Origin of the sequence: Halococcus saccharolyticus DSM 5350 (assembly GCF_000336915.1) — an archaeon.
In the GTDB taxonomy this organism is placed as follows: Archaea; Halobacteriota; Halobacteria; order Halobacteriales; family Halococcaceae; genus Halococcus; species Halococcus saccharolyticus.
On sequence record NZ_AOMD01000030.1, the window covers coordinates 321523 to 337767 of the forward strand.

Annotated in this window: 12 protein-coding genes, 1 tRNA gene and 1 pseudogene; 1 reads left to right on the forward strand and 13 read right to left on the reverse strand. The window is 64.8% G+C overall.

The window, feature by feature from the left end:
- Positions 1-61: 61 nt before the first annotated feature.
- From C449_RS15245 to C449_RS15280, 8 genes and pseudogenes are all read right to left on the reverse strand, one after another.
- Positions 62-682, reverse strand: coding sequence for a 30S ribosomal protein S7 (locus C449_RS15245; protein ID WP_006078937.1), 621 nt, complete (start codon positions 680-682; stop codon positions 62-64).
- A complete protein-coding gene (locus C449_RS15250) occupies positions 682-1110 on the reverse strand; it encodes a 30S ribosomal protein S12 (RefSeq protein ID WP_005045278.1) in 429 nt (142 codons plus the stop codon). The genes C449_RS15245 and C449_RS15250 overlap by 1 nt, the downstream gene beginning before the upstream one ends.
- A gap of 356 nt (positions 1111-1466) precedes the next feature.
- A complete protein-coding gene (locus tag C449_RS15255; protein WP_006078938.1) occupies positions 1467-1892 on the reverse strand; it encodes a NusA-like transcription termination signal-binding factor in 426 nt (141 codons plus the stop codon).
- 100 nt (positions 1893-1992) lie between these two features.
- Positions 1993-3186, reverse strand: a complete 1194-nt coding sequence (rpoA2, locus tag C449_RS15260) for a DNA-directed RNA polymerase subunit A'' (RefSeq protein ID WP_006078939.1) — start codon at positions 3184-3186, stop codon at positions 1993-1995.
- Positions 3179-6133 carry a DNA-directed RNA polymerase subunit A' gene (locus tag C449_RS15265; protein WP_006078940.1) on the reverse strand — a complete coding sequence of 985 codons (2955 nt, stop codon included), beginning with the start codon at positions 6131-6133 and terminating at the stop codon, positions 3179-3181. The genes rpoA2 and C449_RS15265 overlap by 8 nt, the downstream gene beginning before the upstream one ends.
- Positions 6134-6152: 19 nt before the next feature.
- A pseudogene (rpoB, locus tag C449_RS15270) lies at positions 6153-7976 on the reverse strand (DNA-directed RNA polymerase subunit B).
- A 1-nt stretch (position 7977) separates the two neighbouring features.
- The gene (locus C449_RS15275) at positions 7978-9537 is read right to left on the reverse strand and encodes a DNA-directed RNA polymerase subunit B'' (RefSeq protein ID WP_049914308.1); all 1560 of its coding nucleotides are present in this window, start codon (positions 9535-9537) and stop codon (positions 7978-7980) included.
- Complete coding sequence (locus tag C449_RS15280; RefSeq protein WP_006078942.1) at positions 9534-9764, reverse strand: DNA-directed RNA polymerase subunit H; 231 nt, start codon at positions 9762-9764, stop codon at positions 9534-9536. The genes C449_RS15275 and C449_RS15280 overlap by 4 nt, the downstream gene beginning before the upstream one ends.
- Before the next feature lie 257 nt (positions 9765-10021).
- On the opposite strand from C449_RS15280, the gene C449_RS15285 reads away from it, so the two are divergent.
- Positions 10022-10094: transfer RNA gene (locus C449_RS15285), tRNA-Asp, on the forward strand.
- A gap of 258 nt (positions 10095-10352) precedes the next feature.
- Here the strand turns inward: C449_RS15285 and C449_RS15290 are convergent.
- The 5 genes from C449_RS15290 to C449_RS15310 form a co-directional block, all read right to left on the reverse strand.
- A complete protein-coding gene (locus C449_RS15290; protein WP_006078943.1) occupies positions 10353-12557 on the reverse strand; it encodes a hypothetical protein in 2205 nt (734 codons plus the stop codon).
- 281 nt (positions 12558-12838) lie between these two features.
- On the reverse strand, positions 12839-13564 hold the full coding sequence (locus C449_RS15295) for a protein-L-isoaspartate O-methyltransferase family protein (RefSeq protein WP_006078944.1): 726 nt from the start codon (positions 13562-13564) through the stop codon (positions 12839-12841).
- Between the two features lie 136 nt (positions 13565-13700).
- The gene (locus tag C449_RS15300; RefSeq protein WP_006078945.1) at positions 13701-14387 is read right to left on the reverse strand and encodes a protein-L-isoaspartate(D-aspartate) O-methyltransferase; all 687 of its coding nucleotides are present in this window, start codon (positions 14385-14387) and stop codon (positions 13701-13703) included.
- Position 14388: 1 nt separating this feature from the next.
- A complete protein-coding gene (locus C449_RS15305; RefSeq protein ID WP_006078946.1) occupies positions 14389-15036 on the reverse strand; it encodes an HVO_0476 family zinc finger protein in 648 nt (215 codons plus the stop codon).
- Between the two features lie 64 nt (positions 15037-15100).
- Entirely contained in the window at positions 15101-16141 is a 1041-nt protein-coding gene (locus tag C449_RS15310) for a zinc-dependent alcohol dehydrogenase family protein (RefSeq protein WP_006078947.1), read from the reverse strand.
- Positions 16142-16245: the final 104 nt, after the last annotated feature.

The following is a 16245-nucleotide window of genomic DNA, read 5'->3' on the forward strand; positions in this document are numbered from 1 at the left end:
GCTGTTCGTCAGCCGAAAACAAGAAATCTGACGGCCGAACCGAAATCCGATTCCGACCGGATCAGCGAGCCGCGGCCGCGACGCGCTCTTTTTCCTCTTTCTGGTTGACCGCGTACGTCTGGACATCGTAGTTCGCCGCGCCGGTAAGCTGGTCGGCGAGCGCCTCGTGAGCGTCGGTTGGCGATTTGAACGACGCGTTGTACGCGCCCTCTGCGAGGAACATCAGCGCCTGGTCGACCCGGCGCTGGGGGGCGACGTCGACGGCTTGGGGCACCGAGATCCCGCCGTACTTCAGCCGGACGGTCTCCTCGCGCGGGGCGGCGTTCTCGACAGCGGTGACGAGCACCTGGATCGGGTTCTCGTCGGTCCGGTCGTGGACCTCCTCAAACGCCTTTCGGACGATCCGGGTGGCCTGCTGTTTCTTGCCGGTGTTCGAGTCGGTCTGCATCAGCCGGTTGATCAGTCGCTCGACGATCGAGACCTCGCTCTTCTGGAACTGTTTGCCGGCGTGGCGACCCATCGTGTGCTCCACAGGAGTGACCGTGATGTAGCGCTTGGTCGAGGGGTCGTTGTACTCGAATCCCGTGACTTCCCAGCGCTCGAACAGCTTCGCGTCGGTCTCGCTCTCCTCGTCAGTCCCGGCGGGTTTCTCCGGCTCGGGGGCGTCCTCTTCGGCCGACATTATCGCACCGGCTTCTCCGCGTTCCCGCGGACGAGTTCGATCAGGCTCACGCCGTTGACCTTCTCGACTTTGTAGTTCACGCCCGAGATGTCACCCATCGCACGGCCCTTCGCGCCGCCGATCCCCGCGATCGTGACTTCGTCGTGTTCGTCGATGAAGCTGATCGCGCCATCGCCGGGACAGAACGCCGAAACCTGCTTGCCGTTCTTGATGAGCTGGACCCGCACACATTTGCGGATCGCGGAGTTCGGCTGCTTTGCCTCGATACCGACCTTTTCGAGCACGATACCGCGCCCCTGGGGGGCTCCTTCGAGCGGGTCCGACTGCTCGCGCAGCCCGCGCTCCCGCCGGGCGTACTCCGAGTCGGACCACCGGTGGCTCTGGCGGTCCTTCTTGAGTTTCCGCGCCGCGTACTTGCCGTTGGCCATATGGGTCGATTATCCGACGGGCACACTTAAGCCTCCCTTTTCGGGGTTCGAGTGGTCGTGCCGACGCGGCGTGCTCGTCGGTGCGGACACGGTTCGTCAGTAGCGACGTGGTTCGTCGGTATGGATACGGTTGGCGCGCGGCGGGAGCGCTGCGGTGCAGAGGCGCGCCCGCTCGTGCGAGGGATAAGCGAGTGAGTGTAAACGAACGAGCGAATCAGCTGGGGAGGCGTGTGGTGCAGTCTGTGGAGCGGTGGCGGTTTCTCATTTGTGCCAGCAGTCGCGTTCGTCTCGCATTTCAGTCCACCACATTCTCCGAGGTCGCCCACCTCGGTCGGATTCTCTTCCACAGTACTGTCTCACGCCAGTTCGATGTCGTCGATGTCGAAGTGCCGTTTCGCCAGGCGACGCGCGGTCTCGATCCGTCGGCCGTCCGCGCCGATCGCCACGCCCCGGTCGGCTCGATCGACCTCCGCATAGGCCACCGTATCCCGATTCTCGCTGATCGTGACGTTGTACACTGCGGCGGGCGCGAGCGCGTTGGCGACGAACGCCTCGGGCGTGTCGGCGTTCTCTACGAGAGTGACCTGCCGGCCGAGGCGCTGTTCGACTTTCTCGACCGTTTGGCCGTCGGGGCCGATCGCGTCGGCTATCTCGCCGGCCGTCACCAGAAAACAGATTCGATCGTTCGTATCGTCGAACAGGCAGTCGACCGCGGTCGCATCCGTGACGTCCTCGAACAGCGCGATGTGACGGCGCGCCGCGTCCGAGAGCGTCACGCGCATTGGTACCCTCGCTCGACGGCCGATGTGGGAAAATCCGTCGTTGACACGCTATCGTCCATGAGTACGGCTGGTGAGTCGTCGATACGGTCGACCGAGGGGATCAGTCGGCGCGACTGTCGTCCGCGCCGCCGGCACCGCCGCTCGCGCCACCCATCCGGAGATTGACGTCGCCAGTGCCGAGCTTGATCGGCTTGCCGACGATCACGTTCTCGGTCACACCGTTGAGATCGTCGATCTCGCCGTGGACCGCCGCGTCGAGCAGGTGGTTCACCGTGACCTCGAAGGCGGCGCGGGCGAGCACCGAGTCCTTCGAGCCCGAGATGCCGTGGCGGCCGATCGACTCGATCGTCCCCTCGGTGGTCATGATGTCTGCGACCAGCATGAGGTGGCGGATGTTGACGTTGCCGAGCCCCTGCTCTTCGAGCGTGTCCATCGTCTCCTCGATGATGGTCTCGCGCGCGGCCTCGACCCCGAGGTTCCGGTGGATCTCGTGGATGTTGTTGCACGTCGTCCGCGAGGCGTCGACACCCTCGATGTCGAGCACGTCGCCGAACGCCGATCCTTCGGTGTAGAGCACGAACTCCTCGCCCTCGTCGAGCTCTTCCTTCCGGATCACGACCCGTGAAACCTCGTCGATCCCCTTGAACACGATCTCGCGCAGCTCCTCGACGAGCTGGAGCAGATCGCGATAGCTCGGCTGGTCGGGACCGAACTCGACGGTGGTCCCCGACTGGACGACGTCGACGCCGAGACTGTCCTCGATGATCTCGGCGACTTCTTCCGGCGTGATCATCCGCTCTTCCAAGGTCTGCTCGTTCAGATCGATCTGCACGAGCATGTCCGCGACGTTGGTCGAGACGTCCCCGAGCGCGAGGATCCGTGTCGCCTCAATCGCCCATACCACCTCGTGGGCTTTCTCGCGATCGGTCGCGTACTCCCCGTCGAGATGGACCGTCATCATCGGCGTGTCGGGAGTCTTTCGGGCGTCGACGAGTTCGATCAGCCGCGGCAGCCCCTGGGTGACGTCGATCTCCGCCACGCCCGCGTAGTGGAACGTGTTCATCGTCATCTGGGTGCCGGGCTCGCCGATCGACTGGGCCGACACGGTGCCGACGGGATCGAGCGGGTCGACCCGGGTGTCGAGATACCGCTCCTCGACAGCGGCCGCGATCTCGCCGGCCTCCTCGGCCGTCACCTCGCGGTCCTCGATCGTCGCGTACACTTCGTCCTTGAGTCGTTTCGGGAGATCGGTCCCCTCGACCGTCGACTCGATCCCGCTCGTGATCTCAGTCATCGTTCACCTGTGGCACTTCGATCGGCGTGTCGGTTCGGTCGTCGGCCATCCGGTCGTCGGCAGCCTCCGAGAGATTGGTCGTCGGCTCGGCGACGAACGCCTCGCCGTCGTCCTCGAACTCCGCGGCGAGCACGTCGTCCGCGATCGCCTCGACGTCGACCTCGTTCTCGGTATCGGAGGAAACCTTCACCGGGCTGGTGCCGTCCTCGCCGAACTCGAACTGGACGATGTTGTCGTTGGTGTCCCGGACGGTGCCGTCGTACTGGGTTTCGAGCTCCGAGAGCGCGTTGATCAGCCGGCGCTGAAGGTAGCCCGATTTCGAGGTCCGGACCGCAGTGTCGACCAGCCCCTCGCGGCCACCCATCGCGTGGAAGAAGAACTCCCGGGGCGTGAGCCCGCCGCGATAGGAGTGCTCGACGAACCCGTGGGCCTCCGCCGAGAGATCGTCGGGTTTGTAGTGACTCAGCGTGCGGTCCTCGTATCCGCGATTGATCCGTTCGCCACGGACCGCCTGCTGACCGACGCAGGCCGCCATCTGGGTGAGGTTGAGCATCGAGCCACGCGCACCCGACTCGGCCATGACGACCGCGGGGTTGTCCTCCGCGAAGTGGTCCTCCGCGATGTCGCCGGCGGAGTCACGAGCCTTCCCGAGCGTCTGCATGATCTTCATCTCGAGGGTCTCGTCGACCGTCCGTCCGGGCAGCGATTCGAGCTCGTCGTTCTCGTAGGTGGTGATGAGCTCGTCGATCCGCTCGTAAGCGTTGTCGATGCTCTCGTCGATCTGGGTCTCGGCTGCCGCCGGAATCGACTCGTCGTCGATCCCGATCGAGAACCCGAAGTGCATGATCGCGCGCATCGCGAGCGACGCGACCTCGTTGATGAGCACCCGAGCACGGGTCTCACCGTGCTTTTTCACGATGCTGTCGACGACCTCGCCGCCGAACGCTCCGACGGCGTCCTCGTCGACGGTTCCCTCGATGAGCTGGCCGTCCTCGATCACGACCGTATCGCCGGTCGACGAGCTGAACTCGAGGTCGAGCCCGCCGGGCAGGAGTTCGGAGAAGATCGTCCGGCCGGTCCAGTACGGCTTTCCGTCCTCCTCGCCGTCGGGGTCGGGCAGCCCGTCGACCGCCGTCGCCCGCAGGAGATCGAGCGCCTGTGTCTCGTTGAACCGCGGGAGTCCCCCGGTCTCGGGGTCGTCGTGGGTGAGGAGATAGGTCCCGCTGATGTGATCCTGAATCGCGCCGATGATGTTCTCGCCCATCTTCGGCGAGAGGATCTGCTCTTGGACCCGCATCAACACGCGGGCCTCCGCACGCGCCTCCTCGTTCTGGAGGGCGTGCATGTTCATCTCGTCGCCGTCGAAGTCGGCGTTGTACGGCGGACAGACCACCGTGTTGAGCCGGAACGTCTTGTACGGCATCACCACGACCTCGTGGGCCATGATACTCATTCGGTGGAGCGACGGCTGGCGGTTGAAGATCACGATGTCCCCATCCGAGAGGTGGCGCTGGACCTGCCAGCCGGGTTCGATCCGCTCGGCGAGCTCTTCTTTTGCCTGGTCGAGGATCTTCATCACCTTGCCGTCGGGTCGGATGACCCGATTCGCGCCGGGATGGGTCTCTGCGCCGTTGCGAACGTACTGGCGCGCCTCTTCGATGTTGCGCTCGTTGACGTTCATCGTCTGGGTCATCTCGCTGGCGACCCGTTCTGGAACCCCGACCTCGTTCAGACTGAGCGTCGGGTCCGGCGAGATCACCGTCCGCGCCGAGAAGTTCACGCGCTTGCCCGAGAGACTACCTCGGAACCGGCCGTCCTTGCCCTTCAGCCGCTGGGAGAGGGTCTTGAGTGGCCGACCCGAACGGTGGCGCGCGGGCGGCGTGCCGGAGATCTCGTTGTCCATGAACGTCGTGACGTGGTACTGGAGCAGCTCCCAGAGGTCCTCGATGATGAGCTGGGGCGCACCGGCCTCGCGGTTCTCCATGAACCGCTGGTTGATCCGGATGATGTCCACCAGCTTGTGCGTCAGGTCGTCCTCGCTTCGCTGGCCGTTGTCGAGCGTGATCGACGGCCTGGCGGTGACCGGCGGCACGGGGAGGACAGTCAGGATCATCCACTCCGGGCGCGAGCGCTCGGGGTCGATCCCGAGCACCGCGACGTCCTCGTCCGGGATCGCCTCGAACCAGTCCCGGATGTCGCTCGGCATCAGCTTGTTCATGTCCTCCTCGGTGAGGTCGACGTCGAGCGCGCGCTCGATCGCCTCGCGGTCGGCCTCGCGTGGCCGGAACTCCCCACCGAGAATGTCGTTGATCCGCGAGAGGTCGATGTCGGTCTCGTCGGCGAGCTGCTGTGGCGAACTCCCGGGATCGTCCGACTCCTCGTCGGGCTGCATCGCCTCGGCGATCAGTTCGGGGTACTCCGCCGTGAGAACGTCCTGGACCTCGTAGTACGTCGTCGGCTTCTCGTGTTGGATGTCGTACTGCTCCTCGCCACAGTACGCACATCGATCCTTCTTTCGCGCCTGACGGATCGCGGCCTTCGTCACGTCGTTGATGTCGTCGTCGAGCTCGCGCGCCCGCTGGAGCCGGTTCGCGAACTCGTTGCGCTCCTGTTCGTCGAGCAGGAGCCGCGAACACTCCCGGCAGGTTCCTCGGAGCAGCCGCCGCATTAGTTTTGTGAACCCGACGTGGATCACGGGCGCGGCGAGTTCGATGTGGCCGAAGTGGCCGTTACACGACCCCGAGTGCTGGCCGCAGGTCTTACACTCCAGACCGGGATCGATCACGCCGAGCCGAGGGTCCATCAGCCCCATGTCGATGGGGTAGCCGTCGTCGTCGTAGGTGTCGGCGGTGATGATCTTCGTCGCGCTCATCTCGCGGTACTCCTCCGGGTTCATCAGCCCGAAGTCGATCGCACCGATCTCCTTTGGTGTTGCGTTCGTGCTCATGTGTAGTCGGTAGTGATCCTCAGACCGCGTCCTCGAGTTCGAGCCGCGGGGCGATCCCCAGCGCCTTCATCTCGTCGAGCAGGAGTTTGAACGCGTAGCTCATCTCGATCTCGTGGATCTCGGTCTCCTCCCCACAGTTCGGGCAGTACACCCGACGCTGCTCGACGTTCTCGACCGCACTCATCCCACACTCACCGCAGACGTAGACGAACTCCCGGTCGGATTCGTCGAGCAGGCGCTCCTTCAACGCCATCGCCGCGCCGTGCCCGATCAGGACATCGCGTTCCATCTCGCCGACCCGGAGACCACCCTCGCGGGCGCGCCCCTCGGTCGGCTGGCGCGTCAGCACCTGGACCGGACCCCGCGACCGGGCGTGGATCTTGTTCGAGACCATGTGGTAGAGCTTCTGGTAAAAAATGGTCCCGACGAAGATCTCGGCATCGATCTTCTCGCCGGTGACGCCGGAGTACATGATCTCCTTCCCGCTGGAGTCGAACCCGTGCTCTTCGAGCGAGCCGCGGAGTTCCTCCTCGTCTTCGCCGGTGAACGCCGTGCCGTCGACCCGTCGCCCTTCGAGGGAGCCGACCTTGCCGCCGAGCATTTCGAGGACGTGGCCGACCGTCATCCGCGACGGTAACGCGTGCGGGTTGATGATCAGATCAGGGACGACGCCCTCCTCGGTGACTGTCTCTTATACACANGAGATGTGTATAAGAGACAGCTTCTGACCGTGCCGGCTCGCGAACTTGTCGCCGAGTTCGGGAATCCGTTGATCGCGAACCGAGACTTTCGAGAGTTTCGAGCCGTCCTCGCCCTGCATCAGCGTCACGGTATCGACGACGCCCGACTCGCCCGAGCGCATCGTCACCGATGTTTCGCGGCGCTTCTGTGGTGAGAGGCCACCCATGTCGTCGGGCTCCTCCAGGAACCGTGGCGGCGAGGTCTTGCCGAGCAACACGGCGCTCTCGTCGACCGTGGTTTCGGGGTTTACGAGACCGTCCTCGTCGAGGTGGGTGTACGCCTCCTCGCCGCGTGCACCGCGCACGTCGTCGTCGGGCATCTCGAAGCGATCCTCCTGACCGCCGGGATACCGTCGCTCCTCGCCCTCGTACGTCCGGAAGAAGTGCGAGCGTGCGAGCGCGCGGTCGACCGACCCCTCGTTGAGCACGAGCGCGTCCTCGATGTTGAATCCCTCGTAGCTCATCACGGCAACCACGAAGTTCTGGGCCGCGGGGCGGTCGTCGTACCCGATCTGTTCGGTGGTCTGGGTCTTGACCATCGAGAGCTGCGGGTAGTGCAGCAGGTGCTGGCGGGTGTCCGGCCGGATCCGGTAGTTCGCGCTCGGCAGCCCGAGCGACTGTTTGATCATCCCCGCACCCATCGTGATCCGGGGCGAGGCGTTGTGCTCGGGATAGGGAATCATCCCCGCACCGATCCCGAAGATGAGCTGCGGGTCGATTTCGAGGTGGGTGTGGTCCTTGGTGAGGTCGCCTTCGTCGACGCCCACGAGGATGTCCTCCTCCTCCTCGGCGTCGATGAATTCGATGTAGCCCCGATCGACGAGGTCTTCGAACTCGGTGTCGCCGTCGGTGAGCGTCTCGACTTCCTCCTCGGTGATGAGCGGTTCGCCCTCTTCGACCACGATGAGCGGTCGTCGCGCTCGGCCGGCGTCGGCGTTGATGATGACCTCGTTGGTGCGACCCTTGACCGAGACGTTCACCGTCTCGGCCACGTCCCCGCGGCGTCGTGCCTCGCGGACCTGGTGGGCGAGCTGTTCGGGCTGGTCGTGCGTGCCGACCAGGCTGCCGTTGACGTAGACTTTCGCGTCGCGTGCCTGACTCATCTCAATCAGCGCTCGGGGTGACGCCCTCGATGCCGGGGATCCCCTCGACACCCATCGACGCCAGCTCTCGTTTGAGTCCCTGTTCGTCCTCGATGTCCTGGGACAGCTCCATCGCCTGCGCGAAGTTCTTCACGAGGCCACAGTTCGGCCCCTCCGGCGTCTCGGAGGGACAGATCCGCCCCCACTGGGTGGCGTGGAGGTCCCGCGCCTCGAAGTGAGGCTGACTCCGCGAGAGCGGCGAGCGGAGCCGCCGGAGGTGCGAGAGCACGCCCATGTAGTCGGTCCGATCGACGAGCTGACTCACGCCCGAGCGTCCACCGACCCAATTCCCGGTTGCGATCGGGTGTTCGAGCCGCTCGGTTAGCACGTCAGACCGAACGACGGTGTTAACTGAGAGCTGCCGGTTGCGCATGTTCGCCCGCTCCAGCTGGTACTTCACGTCGCGTGCGAGCTTGTTGAGCGCCGTCCGGAACAGGTCGGTCATCAGGTCGCCCGACACCTTGAGGCGCTTGTTGGCGTAGTGGTCCTTGTCGTCGGATTCACGCCGCCCCAAGGCAAGCTCGAAGCACGCCTCGGCCATCCGGCAGAGGTAGAACGCCTTGTTGATCCGGGTCTCTTCGTCCGGAACGCCCTCCTCGTGGAGATGTGGCAGGAGATACCGGTCGATGACGTAGTTCGCGCGCTTCAACTGGTAGTTCTTGCCCTGGCCCGACGCGACCCGCTCGCCGAGGTCCTCGATCGCGGCCTCCTCGGTCTGGACCTCGGCCGCCTCGAGGTTTTCGAGCATGAACTTCACGATCTCGGGATCGTCGCTGACCCGGTGGACGATCTCCTCGTCGGATTCGAGCCCGAGCGCCCGGACGAGGGTCACGAAGTTGATGCTCCCCGACACCGAGGGGAAGCTGACTTCGAGCAGCCCCTCCCGGTTGCGCTCACAGAGCACCAGCGCCCGATACCCGCGGCGCTGGCTGAACGTCTTGGCGACCTGAATCTCGTCGCCGTACTTCGAGTCGTACTCCGCGAGGATCTTGTTCGGCGCGAGGTCCTCGCTGGTCATCAGGACGCGCTCGGAGCCATTCACGATGAAGTACCCACCCGGATCGGCGGGGTCCTCACCGAGTTCGATCAGCTCCTCGTCGGTCGCATCGGCGATGTTACACTTGTCCGAACCGACCATGATCGGGAGCCGCCCGATCTGGGTCTCGGCGGTGTCGACGACGCGCTCTTCTTCCTCTTCGCCACCCACGACGACCGCCATCTCCATGAAGACGGGTGCGGCGTAGGTGATGTTTCGGAGGCGAGCTTCCTGGGGGTAGAGTCGTTCCTCGCTGCCGTCGGCCTCGCGGACGCGAGGTGTCACGACCCGTACGTCGCCAAGCTCGACGTAGACTGGCTCCTCGCCCTCCTTGTCGCCGATGTCGGTGTCGATGGTCTCTTTCTCGTCGACCACCTGCTGCATTCCGCGGCCGAGGAACGCGTTGAACGACCGGAAATGATGCTCTGCGAGCCGCTCCCGGGAGAAGTACTCCCGCGAGATCGAACGCCTGTCTTGCCTGTTCATTCTACCACGAGTCGGTATACGACCGCCTGGTCGGTCGTTCGGGAGTCCCGCACGATTCGGATCACGTCGCCCGCGGCGGCGTCGTCGGGGAGTGCCGGATCGGTTCGTTTGATCTTCGGAAGGTCGGTGCGCCTGATGTCGTACTCGTCGAGCACCTCGTCGATCTCGGAATCGTCCTCGACGATCGTGTGCTCGGGAACGAGTGTGTGCTGACCTACGTCCACCATGTGTGTCTGGCCGGGGGAGAAGTGGCTATCACGAGATACTACAGGGCCTACGCCGTGGGGCGACTTAAGCGTTGTCAACGCCGCCAGCGTGGGCTGGCAAGCGCAGCTCGGACCCGCCCGTTCGGTTCGAGATCGTCGAATCGATCGTAGCTGCACCGACGGTCGGGGGGAACATAGCGTTTCGGGCTCTCTCGGAAAGTACTGGATCGGTTTGGAAACCCTTAAGGGCGTCTCCGGATAACGAATGGATGTCGCTTGCCCGGGTGGTGTAGTGGCCCATCATACGACCCTGTCACGGTCGTGACGCGGGTTCAAATCCCGCCTCGGGCGCTTTCTGCTGACGCCGATTCGTGAGCGTCGTTGATCGGTAACGAACGATGGCACGGTAACGAGAGGTGCATCGATAGGTTATCCACTATGAATAGGCGTGTGATCCCTCTCGAAACGATCGAGCAGACAGCAACTACCGGAGGCGAACGGTGTCGTTCTCGTCGCTGATCCGAATCGTTGTGGATCAGCGGAATCGAAACGTCGATCGAACGTCAGCAGGAAGGGCCACCGACTGAAGCGCAGCGGGGACGCGGACGATTAGTTGTCGAGCGATTCAGGCTGAGTGGTGATCGAGACCGAGTCCTCGACCGAGGCCTGAAGCAGCCGGCCGGTGTAGTTGTAGACGTCGCGAGAGGAACCGACGCCACCTTCGACCGACTGGCCGTCGTCCGAGATTGGGTCGCCCGAGCTGTCTGCGTGTTCGAGTTCGCCGCTGACTTCGAGGGAGTAGTCCGTCGGGCCAGTGCTCTCCTTGCCGATCACCTTGATCGTCTGCGCGCTCGCATCGAGCTTGAGGATCGCACGGTCGTCGACTTCGAGTTCGACGATCTCACCCTCGTACTCGTAGCTGTCGCGCCACTCGTTGACGCCGCCCGAAGCGGTGTTCCCCGAGATGTTATCGTTGTCGTCCGCGGTTGCCCCGCCGGTTTTTGCCTTTTCGAGATCGCCGCTCGTCGCGAGCTCGTAGGGAATGCGGCCGCCGGACGTGTCAGTGTCCGTGACGACGAAGTTCGCGCTGTCGGACGGTTCGGGCACGTCCGATTCGTCGATGTTGCCGCTCAGTTCGTCGTCCGACCCGGCACCATCGGAGTTGCCCGACGAGGAATCGTCGGACGAGTCGCCCGAAGCCTCATCCGATGAGCTTTCCGAGGAGTCGCTATCCGACGAACCATCGTCACTGGATTCTTCGTCCGATGAACTGCTCGACGAATCCTCCGAGGAGCCGTCACTCGACGAGGAGTCCTCGGACGAACTGTCGGACGACGAATCACTCGAATCGTCGTTCGAGGACGAGTCGGACGAGGAATCCTCGCTCGAAGAGTCATCTGACGACCCGTCGGAGCCCGACGACGAGCTACCGGTGTAGTTCGACGAGCCGAGGCTCGGTGCGGGACAGGTCCCGCTCTCCTGGATGTTGCTGAGATTCACGTTGCCGCTCTTCACTCGAACCGCCTGTGCGCTCGCGTTGACGGTGGTGTTGGCCACTCGGCTGCCGTCACAGTTGTGGAGCGCGATACCGACGCGACCGCCGCCGGTCTGCTGGATGCAGCTGTCCTCGATCGTGGTGTTCGGCCGATCTTCGATGAGAACGCCGACCGCACTGGAAGCGTTGCCCGTGACGCTTACGTTTTGGAGCGTCCCGCCGACATCGCCGCCCGACCCGTTGGGCGACTTGCCGCGGATCGCGTACGCCTGATCCGGGTTGAACTCCACGCGGGTGTTCTTGATACTGAACGAGGGGTAGTTCCCGAAGATCTGGATCCCGCCGTCGGCGTTGACTTCGGGGCCGACGCGGACGTCACAGTTACGGACCTCCGCGCCCGAGCCGCCACGGTCGCTTTCGAGCCGGATCCCCGAACCGTTGAGCATGTCGCCCGGGTTCGGACTGTTGCTGTCGGAGAGGTCGGTCTCGATGGTGGCACCGTCGACGTAGCTGCCGGAGCTGCCGATTCGGACCTGTGAGAGGTCGTTGTTCTTGTAGGTGCCGCCTTCGATCTGGACGACGCCGGGTGTCCGGCTGGCGTACACACCGTTGTTCGAGAACCCTTCGACGTTGCAGTTACGAAGGGTGAGTGTCCCTTTGTGGTTGCTGCCGACCCAGATACCCGTCCGGGCGTACGCACCCATCTTGCCAGCGTTGTTCGCGGTGAGGTTCGAAACGACGCCCTGGCCACCGGACGACCGGACGGCCGCGGCGAACGCGTCGGACGCGGAGTCGCTCGACGCCCGACCCTGACCGACGATCGAGAGACCGTGGACCTGGAGGTTGTCGTCCGGGGCACACTGTACCAACGGGGTTGCGCCGTTCTGGTCGACGGTAATGTTCTCGATCAGCAGCCCGTTGCCGTTGTTGATTGTCAGAAGTTTGTCGTCGAACCCGCCGGAGACGACGAACGTGACGTCGCCCTCGCCGACGATCCCGAAGTTGTCGTACCCGTTGAGCGCGTTCTTGCCGTTGAACTTGTAGGTACCAGACGGGAACTTGAGCAGCGTGTTGCTGCCCGCGGCCGACTGCAGCTTGCCGTCACACGCGCTGTTGCCGTTCGGATCACAGCCGGCGTCATCGACCATGTCGACGACGTTGTCGAAGCTGATTCCGTGACGCGACTCCGCTGCCCCCTCCCCAGCGAGCAGCGGTACCGACGCCACGGCCGCTCCGGCGGCCTTCAGATACGTACGGCGGTTCGTTCGAACGCCTTCGCCTGTGCTATCGCTATCGCCTCGTGCTCCGTTGCGCGGCATCACCTGTTCATTAGGCATTCGTAAAATACCCGTTCTGGCCAATTACTTACGTTTACTATCGATTCGATCGTAGTTGCTGGCTGTTCACGTTCTAGGCTGGATAATTAGCTTCAATATCTATTGAAATAATATTGCAGCCGGGGAACATCGCGCGAATGTGGGGTGTTTCCACGGTACGGATGCTGTCAGGAATGATGGATTGGTTGATCGAAGGTACGAGGGTGAACCACGAGGGTGACTATCGCATTCGTGCGTCCGGATGGACGAGGCAGCAACGACGACTACTCCCAGTCGATCCAATCGTGTTCCCAGCCGGTGCGGCGCTGTGCGGTCCGTTCCGCCCGCTCGCGGTCCTCCCGATGGGTTCGGTTTCGCTCGACGGTATCCGACTGTTCGCCCTCGACGAGCAGCGGGGCGAACGATACCGGACCGAAGCGCTCCGTGGTTCCGCCCTCGACCGCGACGAGCGATTGATCGTGCGTGCCGACGGGGAGGACGAGACGACCATCGGCAGCGAGCTGGTCTTCGAGCGCGCGCGGCGGGCGGACGGCGGCGGCTTCGACCAGAATCCGGTCGAACGGGGCGTACTCCGCTAGTCCGTGTGTGCCGTCGCGTCGATCGACGAGCACGCCGTCGTAGCCCGCACGCGCGAGATTGCGGCGGGCGTCGATCACGAGTCGGCGCGAGATATCGACCGCGTGGACGTTGTGCTCGCCCGCGATCGCCGCGCAGATCGCGGCGGTGTAGCCGACGCCAGCACCGACGACCAACACTCGATCGCCTGACTCGGGTGCGAGCGCCTCGACGAGCCGTGCAGCGGTGCTCGGTGCGAGAACGCGCGTCCCCGCGTGTTCGAGCGTGTGGTCGGCGTACGCGGCCGCGTCGTCGACGAACTCGTGGCGGGGGACCGTCCGCATCGCGGCGCTCACCCGTTCGCTCTCGACGACGGCCTTGCTCTCGTGTTCGAGGCCCGCGACCATGTCGTCGCGAAGCATCGCGGTATCCATGGCTAAAATTCCCCCTCGATCGTCTTGAACTGCGCGACAGTGCCGCCACACACGTCGACCGCGAGAACTGTCCGGCCACCGGACTGCCGACTCCCTCTCGACGCCGGGTCGACGATGAACCAACGCTCCGGGGCACTCACTCCGACTGCATCGGGACGAACCGCACGCCACCGTGGCGCTCGCGATCGAGCCCGCCGTCGGCCCGTTTGGTCGCGCGCACGAGCGTCTGTCGTCCCTGGCCGATGGGGGCGACGATCCGACCGCCGGGTTCGACCTGCTCGACGACGCGTTCGGGGAGGTCGGCCGCGGCGCAGGTGAGGTAGGCGGCGTCGTAAGGTGCGCCCTCAGGCCAGCCCGCGTGGCCGTCGCCGACCCGCACGTGGACGGGATATCCCAGCCTGTCGAGGCGTTCGCGGGCGGCCGCGGCGAGCGGTTCGTGGAACTCGACGCTGTAGACTTCGCCGACGTCGTCCCCGCCCTCGGTGTCGTCGTCTCTGGGCTCGGTGTCGTCGTTTCTGGCCCCGACCACCGCAGCCGTGACTGCGGCGTGGTAGCCACAGCCGGTACCGATTTCGAGCACGCGATCGCCGAGTTCGAGCCCGAGCAGATCGGTCATCATCGCGACCATGTGGGGTGCGCTGATGGTCTGATCCTCGCCGATCGGGAGCGGCCGGTCGGCGTAGGCGCTCTCCTGGCGGCGTTCCGGAACGAACTCGTGGCGCGGCACGCGGAGGAGTGCCTCGCGAGTCGTCTCGCGCTCGATCCGGCCCTGTCGCTCCAGCCGATCGACCAGGCGCTCGCGCTGGACCGCCGGGTCGGTCATCTCACCAGACCGACCACGCGCTCGAGGACTCGTCGTCGGCGTAGAGCCGATCGATGTCCTTCGCGAACGCCATGTCCTCCTCGTGATCGAGCCGATCGAAACCGTAGCCCGTTGCGTCCGCCCGGAGGTGAATCCCCTTCACTGTGAAGGTCTCGTCGGCGAGGTCCTCGCGCTCGCCGACCGTGAACTCGTAATCGCCAGGTACGCGAAGTTCGATGCTCCGGGTCTCGTCACGACCGTCTTGGGGATTGAGCGTCACGTCGACGCCGACGTTCCCGACGACGCGGGTCCAGATCGTGTCGATGTCCTCGGCAGTGGCGCTCTCGGGGCGCTGGTCGTCACCGACTTCGAGGCTGGTGATCCTGACTGTGAGAAGGGCCTCGGGCGTGTCGAGGACGAACTCCTCGCCCTCGGCGAGCGACTCGCCCGCGGGAACGTCGGTCGCGGTCGCAAAGGACTCGCCGTCCTGGGAGACGATCACGTCGCACTCGACGGTCTCTGGTTCCTCGATTTTGGTCTTGTGGGTGTGGCTGCACTCGGTACACCGCACCGTAGTCTGACCGCCCGGTTTCAGCACTTCGTGAACGACCGGCTCCGCGGGCGAACACGACGGACAGGCGACCGCGACGCGCTCTGTAGCTTCGCTCATGTCTACCGCTACTTCGTGAGTGTGTAAAAGCGTCCGGTGTGACTCGGGAGACAGTCGGCCCGTCTCAGTCGAGTTTCACCATGACCTTCACTGCCTCGCGCTCGTCCATCGCCCGATACCCCTCGGGGACGCCGTCGAGACCGACGGTCTTCGTGAAGATGGGTGACGGGTCAAGCGTACCCTGGAGAACGTCGGCCATCAGCTCGTCGATGTAGGCACGAACGGGAGCGACGCCACCCTGAAGCGAGACGTTCTTGCCGAACATCGTGCCGAGGAAACCGGTGCTCTCGACGCCCAACGGGACGCCGACGTAGCCGATCGTCCCGCCCGGGCGGGCGACCGCGGCGGCGGTCTCCATCGAGGACTCCGCGCCCACACATTCGAGCACGTGGTTCGCGCCGCCCGCTGTGAGTTCGCGTGCTTCCTCGATCGCGTCCTCGCCGCGGGCCGAGACGACCTCGGTCGCGCCGAACGATTCCGCGATGTCGAGGCGGTCTTCGTGGTGGCCCATCGCGACGATCCGCTCCGCCCCGAGACGCTGTGCGGCGAGTACGCCACAGAGCCCGACCGCGCCATCCCCGACGACCACGGCGGTGTCGCCAGCGCCGACACCCGCACTGACGGCGGCGTGGTGGCCGGTCCCCATCACGTCCGTGAGCGGGAGAAGGGCTTCGAGCGCGTCCTCGTCGTTCGCGTACCGGTCGGGAACCCGGACGAGCGTCCCGTCGGCGTACGGCGCGCGGACTTTTTCACCCTGTGCGCCGCCACCGTCCTCACCCCACGACAGATCGCGGGCACAGGACGTGTAGAGCCCTTTCCGGCAGAACTCACACTCGCCACAGGAGATCGAGAACGGTGCGAGCACCCGGTCGCCCGGCTCGACGTGACGGACGTCATCGCCGACCGCCTCGACGACTCCCATCGGTTCGTGGCCGATGGGTGAGCCTTCGGAAAGGTCGCGCTCGCCCCGATAAAACCAGAGGTCCGAGCCACAGATCGCCGTGTGGGTGATGCGGACGACGGCGTCCGTCGACGCCTCGATCTCGGGATCGGGAGTGGTCTCGATGCGAACGTCGCCGGGACCGCGAAAGATGGCTGCTTCCATGATCGATGCATCGAACGGGGATGGCCAGCCCAAAGAACCCCCCAGCTACCGGCAACGCTGCCACCTCTTCGGCGTTTCCGTCCGCGTACTCTACGAACCGTGAC

Excerpts from the sequence above, each read along its gene's own strand:
- C449_RS15310 (WP_006078947.1), bottom strand. The coding sequence starts at position 16,141 with ATGGAAGCAGCCATCTTTCGCGGTCCCGGCGACGTTCGCATCGAGACC.
- C449_RS15305 (WP_006078946.1), bottom strand. The coding sequence starts at position 15,036 with ATGAGCGAAGCTACAGAGCGCGTCGCGGTCGCCTGTCCGTCGTGTTCG.
- C449_RS15255 (WP_006078938.1), bottom strand. The coding sequence starts at position 1,892 with ATGCGCGTGACGCTCTCGGACGCGGCGCGCCGTCACATCGCGCTGTTC.
- rpoA2 (WP_006078939.1), bottom strand. The coding sequence starts at position 3,186 with ATGACTGAGATCACGAGCGGGATCGAGTCGACGGTCGAGGGGACCGAT.
- C449_RS15245 (WP_006078937.1), bottom strand. The coding sequence starts at position 682 with ATGTCGGCCGAAGAGGACGCCCCCGAGCCGGAGAAACCCGCCGGGACT.
- C449_RS15280 (WP_006078942.1), bottom strand. The coding sequence starts at position 9,764 with ATGGTGGACGTAGGTCAGCACACACTCGTTCCCGAGCACACGATCGTC.
- C449_RS15290 (WP_006078943.1), bottom strand. The coding sequence starts at position 12,557 with ATGCCGCGCAACGGAGCACGAGGCGATAGCGATAGCACAGGCGAAGGC.
- C449_RS15295 (WP_006078944.1), bottom strand. The coding sequence starts at position 13,564 with ATGGATACCGCGATGCTTCGCGACGACATGGTCGCGGGCCTCGAACAC.
- C449_RS15275 (WP_049914308.1), bottom strand. The coding sequence starts at position 9,537 with ATGAACAGGCAAGACAGGCGTTCGATCTCGCGGGAGTACTTCTCCCGG.
- C449_RS15265 (WP_006078940.1), bottom strand. The coding sequence starts at position 6,133 with ATGAGCACGAACGCAACACCAAAGGAGATCGGTGCGATCGACTTCGGG.
- C449_RS15300 (WP_006078945.1), bottom strand. The coding sequence starts at position 14,387 with ATGACCGACCCGGCGGTCCAGCGCGAGCGCCTGGTCGATCGGCTGGAG.
- C449_RS15250 (WP_005045278.1), bottom strand. The coding sequence starts at position 1,110 with ATGGCCAACGGCAAGTACGCGGCGCGGAAACTCAAGAAGGACCGCCAG.